Genomic DNA, 11,995 nt, shown 5'->3' on the forward strand with positions numbered 1-11,995 from the left:
AACATATAATTATAGAAGTGGAAAACCAGATATGACTGATTATAAACCGACGCTAAATTTGCCTGAAACGGCCTTTCCAATGCGTGGTAATTTGGCGAATCGCGAGCCGCAAATGCTAAAACAGTGGACCGAGAAGAAACTGTACGAGCAAATTCGAAGCGCCAAAGCTGGTAAAAAAACCTTTATATTACATGATGGTCCTCCATACGCGAACGGTGACATTCACATTGGTCACGCAGTTAACAAAATATTGAAAGATATCATTGTGAAGTCAAAAACCTTGTCTGATTTTGACTCACCTTACGTACCCGGTTGGGATTGCCACGGTCTACCTATCGAATTAATGGTAGAGAAGAAGGTGGGTAAGCCAGGTAAAAAAGTGACAGTTGCCGAGTTTCGTGAGAAATGCCGAGCTTATGCCGAGCGTCAAATTGATGGTCAACGCAAAGACTTTATCCGTTTAGGTGTGCTAGGTGACTGGCAAAATCCTTACAAAACCATGGATTTCAGTTCCGAAGCGAACATCATTAGAGCCTTAGGCAAAATTGTTGAATCAGGTCATTTAGAAAAAGGGTTTAAGCCTGTTCATTGGTGCACTGATTGTGGCTCCGCTCTCGCGGAAGCTGAAGTTGAATACCAAGATAAGGTTTCTCCAGCGATTGATGTGAAATTTGAAATTAGCGACCACGCGGCGTTTGCAAATGCTTTTGGTATCGCAGCTGAACTACTCGAACAAACAAAGTCTTCGGTCGTTATATGGACGACAACACCGTGGACGATTCCAGCGAATAGAGCCATTAGCTTGCACCCTGAATTAAGCTATGAATTAGTTCAAGTAAGCTTAGAAAGTGGTGTTGAAAACTACGTCTTAGCAGCTGATTTAGTTGAAGCCTGTATGCAACGTTACAGTATCGAAGACTTTAAAGTAGTGGCTAGCTGTAAAGGTGAAGCACTGGAAAAGTTACTTGTAAATCATCCATTGAATCCTATACAAGTGCCTCTAATCCTAGGTGAACACGTTACAACAGAATCTGGTACAGGCTGTGTTCATACCGCGCCAGCTCATGGTGTTGACGATTTTAACGTAGGTAAGAACTACGGAATTGAAGTATACAACCCAGTTGGTGGAAATGGTGTCTTCCTTGAGAACACGCCATTGTTCGCGGGTATGCATGTATTTAAAGCTAACCAACCCATTGCTGATGCTCTGGCCGAAAGAGGGGCTTTAGCGCTGCAAGTAAAATACGAACATAGTTATCCGCATTGCTGGCGTCATAAGTCACCAATTATCTTCAGAGCCACGCCGCAGTGGTTTATTAGCATGGATAAAAATGGATTACGTCAACAATCTATAGAGCAAATTAGTAAAACGAAGTGGATCCCAGCTTGGGGTGAAGAACGCATAAAAAGTATGGTTGAAGGGCGCCCAGATTGGTGTATCTCTCGTCAACGTACTTGGGGCGTTCCTATCGCTTTATTTGTGCACGAAGAAAGTGGTGAACTTCATCCAAATACTGCGCAAATTATTGAAACTGTAGCTACTAGCGTTGAGCAAAAAGGGATTCAGGCATGGTGGGATATGGACGCCGAAACCCTCATTGGTGAAGATGCTGAAAAGTATCAAAAAGTAACTGACACGCTCGATGTTTGGTTTGATTCTGGCGTGACACATTACTTTGTTGTTGATAAGCGTGATGATATTCCTGCAAGTGCAGATCTATATCTTGAAGGCTCTGATCAACATCGTGGTTGGTTCATGTCCTCATTGATGTCATCGACTGCAATGCATGGTCATGCGCCATACAAAGAAGTACTCACTCACGGTTTCACTGTTGATGCCAAGGGTAAGAAAATGTCTAAGTCCCTCGGTAATGTTGTTGCCCCACAAGAAGTCACCAATAAACTAGGTGCTGATATCTTGCGTTTATGGGCCGGCTCTACCGATTATCGTGGCGAAATGACAGTATCTGACGAGATCTTGAAACGCTCAGCGGATGCTTATCGTCGAATTCGTAATACTTGCCGCTTCTTACTTGCTAACTTAAGTGGTTTTGATCCAAAAACAGATATCGTGCCCTTCGAAGAAATGGTTGCTCTTGATAAGTGGGCGGTAACTCGTGCATCAGCAGTACAAAAACAAATTCTTGAAAGCTACGAACAGTATGACACTTTAGTGGTTTGCCAAACTCTAATGCAATTCTGTTCAATTGAAATGGGTAGTTTTTACCTCGATATTATTAAAGACAGACAATACACAGCGAAAACAGACGGCTTGGCACGACGTTCATGTCAAACAGCTTTGTATCATATTGCTGAGGCACTCGTTCGTTGGATGGCGCCAGTGATGAGCTTCACAGCTCAAGAAGTTTGGGAAGCTATGCCGGGCGAACGAGAAGAGTTTGTTTTTACAGGTTCTTGGTATTCAGGTTTACCTGCTTTGGAAACAAGTGCTGGAAATATGCTTGATAATGAGTTCTGGCAATCGGTACTCACAATTAAAACTGAAGTGAATAGTGCCTTAGAAAAAGCACGTAATGAAAAGACCATCGGCGGTTCCTTGGAAGCAAAGGTCATTGTTTATGTAAATGAAGAGAAGGCGAGTCTTCTCGCTAAATTACAAGATGAATTACGTTTTGTTCTCATTACTTCAGAAGCGGAAGTGAAAAGCCTGAGCGAAAAGACGGAAACGGCTATATCTTTGAATGAATCTGACGTTTTTGTAGATGTCTTAGTGGCAGATGGTGAGAAATGTGCACGTTGTTGGCACCATAAATCAGAGGTTGGACAAGATCCTAAACATCCAGAACTCTGTAACAGATGTATTGACAATGTAGAAGGTGACGGAGAAGTTCGCCAGTATGCTTAATCTTTTTAAAAACACAGGCTTGCGATTTACATGGATTTCAATCATTGCGGTTATATTAGATCAGTGGAGTAAACAAGCAGTTGTTAATTCCATGAGCTTATATGAATCCATTGAAATTATGCCCTTTTTTAATTTTACCTATGTGCATAATTACGGGGCTGCATTCAGCATACTTTATGATGCTGGTGGCTGGCAGAGATACTTTTTAGCGGCTATCGCTATTGGTGTCAGTGGCATGATTGTTTGGTGGCTGAAAAGCACGACCCGGCAGCAGATTTTGCTCCCTGTGGCTTTCTCTTTCATTCTAGGCGGTGCATTAGGCAATGTTTATGATCGCATTGCTCATGGCTACGTCATTGATTTTCTTGATGTATACTATGGTACTTCGCATTGGCCGGCATTTAATATTGCTGACTCTGCCATTTTCATTGGCGCGGTCTTACTGATCATTGATATGTTTATTAACAAAGAGGCAAATGAAGTTGACAAATAATGCAATGCTAATTGGTGATAACAGTGAAGTTATCTTACATTTTGATCTGAAATTGGAAGATGGTTCTGCGGCTGATAGCACCAGAGTAAATAATAAACCTGCAAAAATGGTGATGGGTGACGGCAGCCTTACCAAGAATTTTGAAGACTGTTTGCGTGGTTTAACTGCGGGTGATAAAAAGTCCTTTAAGTTAAATGCAGATGATGCTTTTGGCATGCCCAACCCCGATAATATATATCATGTCGATCGCACTAAATTCGCGGCCGACACACCAGTTGAAGTGGGTATGATTATCGCTTTTGCACAACCTGATGGTTCGGAACTGCCCGGTGTTATCCGCAGTGCAGAAGGCCATTCTGTTACGGTCGACTTTAATCATCCACTTGCTGGGCAAAATGTCAGCTTTGATGTGGAAATTATTGAAGTTAGAGACACGGGAGCAAGTTAAGATGCAAATTCATTTGGCAAACCCCAGAGGGTTTTGTGCTGGTGTGGACAGAGCAATCACTATTGTTGAACGCGCTTTAGAGATGTTTGGTCCGCCAATTTATGTAAGGCATGAAGTCGTTCACAATAAATTTGTTGTGGATGGACTGAAGAATCGAGGTGCGGTTTTTGTCGATGAATTAAGCGAAGTCCCTGATGACACAATTGTGATTTTTTCGGCCCATGGAGTATCGCAAGCTGTTAGAACTGAAGCTGATGAGCGTGGCCTGAAGGTATTCGACGCAACTTGCCCATTGGTAACGAAAGTTCATATGGAAGTGATGCGAGCAAGCAAGAAAGGCATTGAGTGTGTTTTAATTGGCCACCAAGGGCACCCTGAAGTTGAAGGGACCATGGGCCAGTACGACAACGCTAATGGCGGTATTTACTTAGTTGAATCGATAACAGATGTCGATAAACTCGAAGTGAACAACCCTGACGAGCTATATTATTCAAGCCAAACGACACTTTCTGTTGATGATACTGCTGACGTTATCGATGCCCTACGTAAAAAGTTTCCCAAGATTGATGGTCCTCGCAAGGATGATATTTGCTACGCAACGCAGAATAGACAAGATGCGGTGCGAGAGCTAGCGAGTGATTGTGACATTCTGTTCGTAGTAGGGGCGCAAAACAGTTCCAATTCAAACAGATTGCGAGAATTAGCTGAAAAAATAGGTGCCAAAGCTTATTTGATAGCTGATGCTGACTGTATTCAAAAAGAATGGCTGCTAAATGTAAACTCAATAGGCGTCACGGCAGGTGCCTCTGCACCCGAAGTGTTAGTGCAAGGTGTAGTAGATAAATTGATGTCTTGGGGTGCGGTAAATTCAACAGAACGCCCAGGCCGAGAAGAGAACATAGAATTCGCCGTGCCAAAGGAGCTACGGATCAAGCAACTATAACAATGAATAGCAAATGTGATTTGCGCTGAGCTCAATGAAATCAAAGCTTGGCGCGATCCACCTTCTACTTACCTCCATCAGATCAGTTTCGATACGTTTTTAATACGTTAGACTTATTCACGATAACCAACTACCCATGCATCTCATGTAAGCTGATGTCATGGAAAAGCTGTTTTTGAATAACTATGAAGCCGAATAAACTTACTAATAACACGATAAGAAAACCAATGCTCTCTCAGAGAGGTCTTGGCATGATTGAAGTATTAGTAACCCTTTTTATCTTGTCTATTGGGCTCTTGGGCGTCGCGTCGCTGCAATTTGTAGGTTCATTTTCGAATGCCGATGCACTCAATAGAACCCAAGCCGTATTTGTCGCTCAACAGTTTAGCGAGCGCTTGAGCGCGAATGCTTTATCGTCTGATGTTACAGATGGTTTTGTTGTAGATAACGCTTACTTTGATGAAGACTTGTATAATTTTGCAAACCTAACCTGTTCAACAACCGGCGCTAGTCCCTATGATTGTCACTGTAAGGCTCATCCTTCTGCTATTGCAAATTGTCAAACGGGTGATTGTGATTCAGCAGAACTTGCTGAATTTGACGCTTATCAAATGTCTTGTGCAGCGGTTCGTAATAATCCAAATGCGAAAATTTCCTTAACGTGCACCGACAAAGATTTAGGTGATACAGATTTGTGTACAGCAGGGTCAATTCACGAAGTCATAGTTACTTGGCCAGTTCGAAATTGGCAGGGTAATGACAGGGTACTCAATGCGGCGTGCAACAAGACGAGCGCAGACTCCAATGATTGTGTTGTGGTAGAGGTTGCCTTATGAGTCCATTTATCAATAGAAATATAAATAAGTCCCGTCAGAATGGGTTTACGCTAATAGAAATTATGATTTCTATGGCTTTGGGTTTGGTTATAGCTGGTGCCGTTATTCAAATTATGGTGAGTAACTCCGTCACTGAGAAACTAAACAGAGCGTTAGCGTCTACTCAGGAGAGTGGGCGTTTCATCATCAATCGCTTACGAAGTGAGATGTTGATGGTCGGCCTATATGATCAAATGGATCCAAAGCTGAACTTAGATGTTGATGTTGTAAAAGAAAATAATTTTGTACGCAATCACCCCGTAATACTGCCAAACCAATTTGCTGTGAGAACAGATCTAGGTTCAAAGCAGGGGGCATCTGGCTCAAACGATACCTTAGTTGTCAGCTTACAAAGTAAGATGGATTGCAGAGGTTATGCCCTTGGTTATGAAAACGAAGAAACGTTTTATGTGGTAAATGAGTACTTCGTGGCAGATAACAAATTAAAATGCAGAGGCTTTGATGGTAGGTATTTGCGTGGCGAAAAGGCCGCTGAAGGTCACAATAGTCACAAATCTATCACTATTTTAGACGATGTTGTTAATTTCCAAGTTACCTATGGCGTTACTGATTTAGCATCAACTTTCGGCTCTGCCATTCCAACGAGGTTTATAGCTGCAGACGACATACAAAACGCACTGGACAATGGTAAAACAATTGTCGCGTTACGTATTGCACTCGTGGTTAAAGCTGATAGCGATATTACGGTGGATAAAAAACCATTCTTCAGACTGTTGAATGAAGACACTTATGAGCCTAGTGACAATGGTCTATATAAACTTTTCGAAACAACAATAACACTTAGAAATATGAAAAATTTCGTAAGGAGTAATGCATGAAAAATCAGCATGGAGTAGTCATGGTGTTCGCACTGTTGGTGCTGATGTCATTAACTATTTTGGGCATCGCATCAGTTTCAAGCGGTATGTTGCAAACTAAGATGGCGGCCTCACTAGAAAGAAAATCGTTTGCATTTGATGCGGCAGAAGCTGCATTAGCAGGGGTTGTGTATGAATCAGAAGATGAGCTTTTACTAGCGAATCCGCTCAAGACAGACCCTTTATCTGAAGCTAGACAATTGGACGCGCTCGATTTAGCCACCGAGCAGCTCAGTTGTTTCGACAATGAACACATTGATCGTTTTGTAACAAGTGACGGCTTAACCCGAGAGAAAATGCACACAACTCAAGGAAGCTTTAGAACAAACCCAACGACAACAAGTTGGTCAAAAAGTGTTTTTGTAAGAGAAGAGGCATGCAGAGGATCGAGTAATGTGATTGGTGGTAGCAATATCAGTTGTCATGTTTTCATGGTTCGAGGATGTGGTAAAACTGCGGGCAGCAATTACGCCGTCGCAAACACAATGAGTGCAGCTGTTTTTGCACCAGCATCGAAGTGAGGTACTGAGTATGTCTATCAAACGAATTTCAAGTTCAGTTAGCGCATTTTTGCTAACGATTTTAATCAGTATGAGCGCCCTAGGTGATGACCTAGAGATATACTTAGGCACAGGGGGGAGTGAGAACGTTTACAATCCTAATGTGTTATTTATCATGGATTCCTCTGGTTCAATGGGAGCAAAAGATGGCACCAGTGAAACTCGAATGCTGCGCGTACAAAACGCACTAAAGACGGCATTAGGATCTGCAACAAATATCAATGCAGGCTTAATGCGCTTCTCCGATTATGGTGGCCCGATTCTTTTTCCAGTGAGGGGCATTGATTCGCCTGTTTCTCCCGAACTTATCATTCCGATTACCTCTGGTTCAGACGATGCTTACGAGATCGATGAAGCAGTTGAAATCGACTCAAATGAACACGAACTGACAAAAGGTACAGAGGTTGTTCATACAGGTCTTCGCTACCAGGATATTCGCATTCCACGCGGTGCAGTAATTACTAGTGCACGAGTTAGATTTACATCAAAAGCGTTAAATACCTCAGATGCTACCTTAACGATACGAGCTGAGGCAGTGGGTACTTCACCAACGTTTACCGATGATGACAAAAATATATCAAGTCGCTCGTCAACAGGGATGGAAGTTGTTTGGGATACAGATAATAATTTTCCTTTGTCCGATGATAGTGTACTTTCTCCTGATATCAGTTCTGTAATACAAGAAGTCGTAAATCGTGGCGATTGGTGTGGTGGCAACAATTTAAGCCTACTGATTGAGGGCACAAGTGCCGTCTCATCCAGTGCGCGCAAAGCGGCATCATTCGAGGATGGTAACGGCAGAACGCCACAGTTATTAATCACTTACGATGAGAGCACGGCAACTGGCTGTATGCGCGAGCGCCTCATCTATCAAATTGGTTCGCAAGCTGAAAATGCTGAAGAAAAATCGAACGGTTATCAAAACACAGGGACAGAGCTGACTTTTTACAAAGGCTCTAATAATTATATTGGATTGCGTTTCTCTGGTGTGAATGTGCCTAAAAATGCAAACATCTTAGATGCTTACCTAGAGTTTACCGCGTATCAAAACGGTACTAGCAGCGGTGCGTCAATGGTTATTCGTGGTGTAAATGAAGATCACCCAAATGACTTTAGTCCTTACTATCGTTATATGCAGCGCAACAAAAGTAAAACAGCGGGCGTGAATTGGACAAATATTGAGCCTTGGTACAAAGATCGTGATTATAGAAGCCCGTCAATTAAAAATATTGTACAAACAACAGTTAATCGCAGCGGTTGGAAAACCGGCAATAAAATGATGTTCATCATGTCCGATTTTACATGGTCTAAGCGCGGTGGTTATACGGTGAATGGTAAACCTTCTGGCGCACCAAGATTGATTGTTGAGTTTGAAGGAAATGCGACCCCTGGAACATCAGCAACTGTACGTCAGCATTTGATGAGTAAAGTAGATGAATTGACAGCCAATGGCTTGACTCCGATTGTCGATACATTATACGAAGCGTCTCAATACTTTGCGGGTGGAGATGTTTACTACGGCCGCAAACGTGGAGAGAGCAGTGTTAGTAGCAGTGTTCGCCGCAGTACAAGAGTCAGTCATCGAGCTTCTTACATCGGTGATGACCCAGTAAGACCATCGGGTTGTACAGAAGATAACCTGAGCGACTATGATTGTAGAGGCGAATATATCCCTTCAGGCGCTAAGTATATTTCACCAGTAACTGATTTACAGTGCCAAGTAAACAATCACATTGTTTTACTATCTGATGGTGAAGCAAATAACAACCACAGCGTTGGTGAAATCCAAACCTTACTTGGAAAAAGCTGCTCGGGTAGTGGCGGAGAAAAGTGTGGTGTCGATTTAGTGAAAAATATCAGTGATGCCGGCGACTCAGCTATTGAAGCTCGAGTAGTTACCCATACAATCGGTTTTGCCGCGAATACCGCTGCGAATAACTTTTTGAACCAACTTGCGCTGCAAAGTGGTGGTGGTTTCTATCAAGTTGATAACAGTGAGGATTTGGTCTTAGCTTTCCAATCTATTTTGCGCAACGTAAAAGACGTGAATGCAACCTTCGTTTCTCCTGGTGTTGCGGTAAACCAACTGAATCGATTGACTCACCGAGATGAACTTTATTTCGCATTGTTTAAACCGTCTGAAGGCACTCAATGGCCTGGTAATTTGAAAAAGTATAAAATTAGCGGTGACAAAGTACTGGATAAAAACGGTGTAAGTGCAGTAGATAGTGGCTCAGGATTCTTCTCTGAAAACTCCCATTCATTCTGGTCAGCAGTTCAGGATGGAAATGATGTTCGCGAAGGTGGTGCAGCTAGTCGTCTTGATCTTGTCAGAAAAGTCTATTTCTTTGATGGCGAAGGTTCTGTCATTATTCCTAAGAATGAAGTATCTGAGAATAATTCAGAAATAACCGATGCTGATCTAGCGCTTAATCCAGATACAGATCCTGCCGGGACGAGAGAGTTAGTTCTAAAGTGGGCGAGAGGCGTTGACGTAAGAGATGATGATGGTGACGGCTCGGTTACTGATGTACGTCTACAAATGGGTGACCCAATACATTCTCAACCTGCTATTGTGAACTACAGTGCCACAGAGAGTGTTGTTTTTGTTGCTACCAATCACGGGTTCTTGCATTCAATTGACGCACAAACAGGCGAAGAAAACTTTGCCATTATGCCAAAAGAGTTGATGAAAAACCTGAATGAATTCTACAGAAATAGCAGTTCTTTCAATCACGTTTACGGTCTTGATGGCGACATGGTTTATCGTGAATACGATGGCAAAAAATATCTTTACGTGGGTATGCGCCGTGGTGGTAATAATTACTATGTACTTGACGTTACTAGTAAAACAGATCCTAAGATTGTGTTTACTCTAAACGGTGGGGAAGGTGACTATACCAAAATGGGGCAAACATGGTCTCGACCAACTCTTACTAAAGTCAATATTGGTGGAACGGTTAAGGATGTCATGATTGTGGGTGGCGGATATGACGAGGATCAAGATGCAAAAACGACTCGAAGCGAAGATACAGTTGGTAATGTAATATACTTTATTGATGCGAAGACAGGTGACTTGTTATGGTCCGCAAGCAATACTGATAGCGATTTAAATGTCACAGGCATGGACTTTAGTATCCCAGCCAGAATTTCAGTTATTGATCGTGATAATGATGGTTTGGCTGACCACATGTACGCAGCTGATATGGGCGGGCAAATTTTCCGTTTAGATATTTATAATGGAAAAAGTAAATCTAATCTTGTTAGAGGCGGTTTGTTGGCTCAGTTTGGTGGGGATTCAGGCAATTTACTTGAAGCCATTGGTGCAGGTGACCCTGAAGACAATCGTCGATTCTACTATGCACCTGATGTGGCTGAGATTTCAACTTCAGACGAACATTACTTTGCTGTAGCAATTGGGTCTGGCTTTAGAGCTGGGCCATTAAACACGACTATTGAAGATAGTTTCTTCATGATAAAAGACAAAGGGATTTTTGAACGTGATGAGTTTGGTTATTACACTTTACCATCAAGCCCTTTCACGTATGATGATTTGTATGACGCTACAGATCACCTATTAACTAGCACTGATACAGATGAACAAGCGCTCGAAAGAAGCTTGTTTGCATCGAAAGATGGCTGGTTAATTAATTTAACTCAAAAAGGTGAAAAGGTACTTGCTTCGCCGCTTATCTTAGATCATCAGATTTTCTTTACAACTTATCTGCCGGCTAGTTCGAGTGAGAGCTCTTGCGCTCCACCAACGGGTAATAGTAGAGCATATTTGGTTAACCTACTTAACGGGAATGCCGTCGAAGATCTTGACGACAATGATGAGCAAGATGCATCGGACCGATACGCACAGCTCAAGCAAACTGGTATAGCACCCGATACAAAGATACTCATAGAAAATATCGTGAAACCAGTTGTTTGTTTAGGAGCTGAGTGTGTTTCTGCTGTGATTGAAACTGATGAGAACGGTGAAGTTGTTGCTTGCGGTACAGATTTCGAGTGTTTAGCTAGAAATATATACGGTAGGTTTGAACGAGTTCAGAAAAACACCTGGAAAACAGAAGTGGAGCGCCAGTAAATGAAATTGAATAAGAAGCACAAAGGCTTTACGCTAATTGAGCTTATGATAGTAGTAGCTATCATAGGGATAATAACGGCAATTGCCTTTCCTAGTTATCAGAATATGATAAATGGGGCCGCTAGGAGCACTGCTCAGGCCGATCTCATGGCTTTTGCAGCTGCTATGGAGCGGCATAATGCCTCTAGCTATAGTTATAAAGGTGCAGGTTTGAGTGGCGCAAATACTGGCAAGCCAAATATATTTGCGACTCACTCCCCTAGCTCTGAGCCGATTGCTAACAAGAAATATGACCTCACCATTGATGATGTTTCGGGAAATGGACTCACCTTTCGATTGAAAGCGACACCTGTCAGCGGAAGCACGTTGGCGAGTGATGGTGCTTTGTTTATTTTTAGTGATGGCCGTAAAGCATGGGATGCAGACAATAATGGTTCCATTGAAAACACTGAGTATTGCTGGACTTGCTAGTCTATTGGATTTGTCGCTTCATTCGGTTTAGCTATTAATAAAGCGACAAGCAATCCTAAATTATCAACTAAAAATGTTATGTGTCACTGACTTTACAATTTAGTCAGTGTCACATCTAAACATTTAAACCCCTAAAACAATAAGGCTTTACTCTTTAATCGTCACTTTTACCAAAACGAGCGGGTAGGGAAGACAACTGAATTCTCTACCCCTACACGTCATTCCTGCGCAGGCACTGAGGGATCCCCATTTTTTACGAGGCCATGCTATATATTCGTTTTTTATAGTCTTTGTTAAGATTTCGCACCCCTTGACTGAATAATGCAATCACTCTCCTAAAGGTGAAGTGAATGAGTATGTTTTTGGCGAGA

At 42.4% G+C, this 11,995-nt stretch carries 9 protein-coding genes; all 9 read left to right on the forward strand.

The features are described from left to right. Window positions 1-31: 31 nt before the first annotated feature. The 9 genes from ileS (at window position 32) to ACKLNX_RS11950 (ending at window position 11,624) form a co-directional block, all read left to right on the forward strand. A complete protein-coding gene (gene ileS / locus ACKLNX_RS11910; protein WP_412972512.1) occupies window positions 32-2,866 on the forward strand; it encodes an isoleucine--tRNA ligase in 2,835 nt (944 codons plus the stop codon). Then, entirely contained in the window at window positions 2,859-3,359 is a 501-nt protein-coding gene (gene lspA, locus ACKLNX_RS11915) for a signal peptidase II (protein ID WP_411694904.1), read from the forward strand. Before ileS ends, lspA begins: the two co-directional genes overlap by 8 nt. Further along, window positions 3,343-3,807 (forward strand): FKBP-type peptidyl-prolyl cis-trans isomerase, encoded by a 465-nt coding sequence (gene fkpB / locus ACKLNX_RS11920; protein WP_412972513.1) that lies wholly within the window; start codon window positions 3,343-3,345, stop codon window positions 3,805-3,807. The genes lspA and fkpB overlap by 17 nt, the downstream gene beginning before the upstream one ends. Window position 3,808: 1 nt before the next feature. Continuing rightward, entirely contained in the window at window positions 3,809-4,750 is a 942-nt protein-coding gene (gene ispH / locus ACKLNX_RS11925; protein ID WP_411694902.1) for a 4-hydroxy-3-methylbut-2-enyl diphosphate reductase, read from the forward strand. A gap of 185 nt (window positions 4,751-4,935) precedes the next feature. Further along, on the forward strand, window positions 4,936-5,586 hold the full coding sequence (locus tag ACKLNX_RS11930; protein WP_412972514.1) for a type IV pilus modification PilV family protein: 651 nt from the start codon (window positions 4,936-4,938) through the stop codon (window positions 5,584-5,586). Beyond that, on the forward strand, window positions 5,583-6,464 hold the full coding sequence (locus tag ACKLNX_RS11935) for a PilW family protein (protein ID WP_412972515.1): 882 nt from the start codon (window positions 5,583-5,585) through the stop codon (window positions 6,462-6,464). The genes ACKLNX_RS11930 and ACKLNX_RS11935 overlap by 4 nt, the downstream gene beginning before the upstream one ends. Then, window positions 6,461-7,024, forward strand: a complete 564-nt coding sequence (locus tag ACKLNX_RS11940; RefSeq protein WP_412972516.1) for a PilX N-terminal domain-containing pilus assembly protein — start codon at window positions 6,461-6,463, stop codon at window positions 7,022-7,024. The genes ACKLNX_RS11935 and ACKLNX_RS11940 overlap by 4 nt, the downstream gene beginning before the upstream one ends. Before the next feature lie 10 nt (window positions 7,025-7,034). Beyond that, entirely contained in the window at window positions 7,035-11,153 is a 4,119-nt protein-coding gene (locus ACKLNX_RS11945; RefSeq protein WP_412972517.1) for a PilC/PilY family type IV pilus protein, read from the forward strand. Continuing rightward, complete coding sequence (locus ACKLNX_RS11950) at window positions 11,154-11,624, forward strand: type IV pilin protein (RefSeq protein ID WP_411694897.1); 471 nt, start codon at window positions 11,154-11,156, stop codon at window positions 11,622-11,624. Window positions 11,625-11,995: the final 371 nt, after the last annotated feature.

The sequence above is a fragment of the Glaciecola sp. MF2-115 genome (genome assembly GCF_047250385.1).
Lineage (GTDB): Bacteria > Pseudomonadota > Gammaproteobacteria > Enterobacterales > Alteromonadaceae > Glaciecola.

What these genes read in the sequence shown, in the direction of transcription:
- ileS (WP_412972512.1), top strand. Translation starts at nt 32, where the DNA reads ATGACTGATTATAAACCGACGCTAAATTTGCCTGAAACGGCCTTTCCA.
- lspA (WP_411694904.1), top strand. Translation starts at nt 2,859, where the DNA reads ATGCTTAATCTTTTTAAAAACACAGGCTTGCGATTTACATGGATTTCA.
- fkpB (WP_412972513.1), top strand. Translation starts at nt 3,343, where the DNA reads ATGAAGTTGACAAATAATGCAATGCTAATTGGTGATAACAGTGAAGTT.
- ispH (WP_411694902.1), top strand. Translation starts at nt 3,809, where the DNA reads ATGCAAATTCATTTGGCAAACCCCAGAGGGTTTTGTGCTGGTGTGGAC.
- ACKLNX_RS11930 (WP_412972514.1), top strand. Translation starts at nt 4,936, where the DNA reads ATGAAGCCGAATAAACTTACTAATAACACGATAAGAAAACCAATGCTC.
- ACKLNX_RS11935 (WP_412972515.1), top strand. Translation starts at nt 5,583, where the DNA reads ATGAGTCCATTTATCAATAGAAATATAAATAAGTCCCGTCAGAATGGG.
- ACKLNX_RS11940 (WP_412972516.1), top strand. Translation starts at nt 6,461, where the DNA reads ATGAAAAATCAGCATGGAGTAGTCATGGTGTTCGCACTGTTGGTGCTG.
- ACKLNX_RS11945 (WP_412972517.1), top strand. Translation starts at nt 7,035, where the DNA reads ATGTCTATCAAACGAATTTCAAGTTCAGTTAGCGCATTTTTGCTAACG.
- ACKLNX_RS11950 (WP_411694897.1), top strand. Translation starts at nt 11,154, where the DNA reads ATGAAATTGAATAAGAAGCACAAAGGCTTTACGCTAATTGAGCTTATG.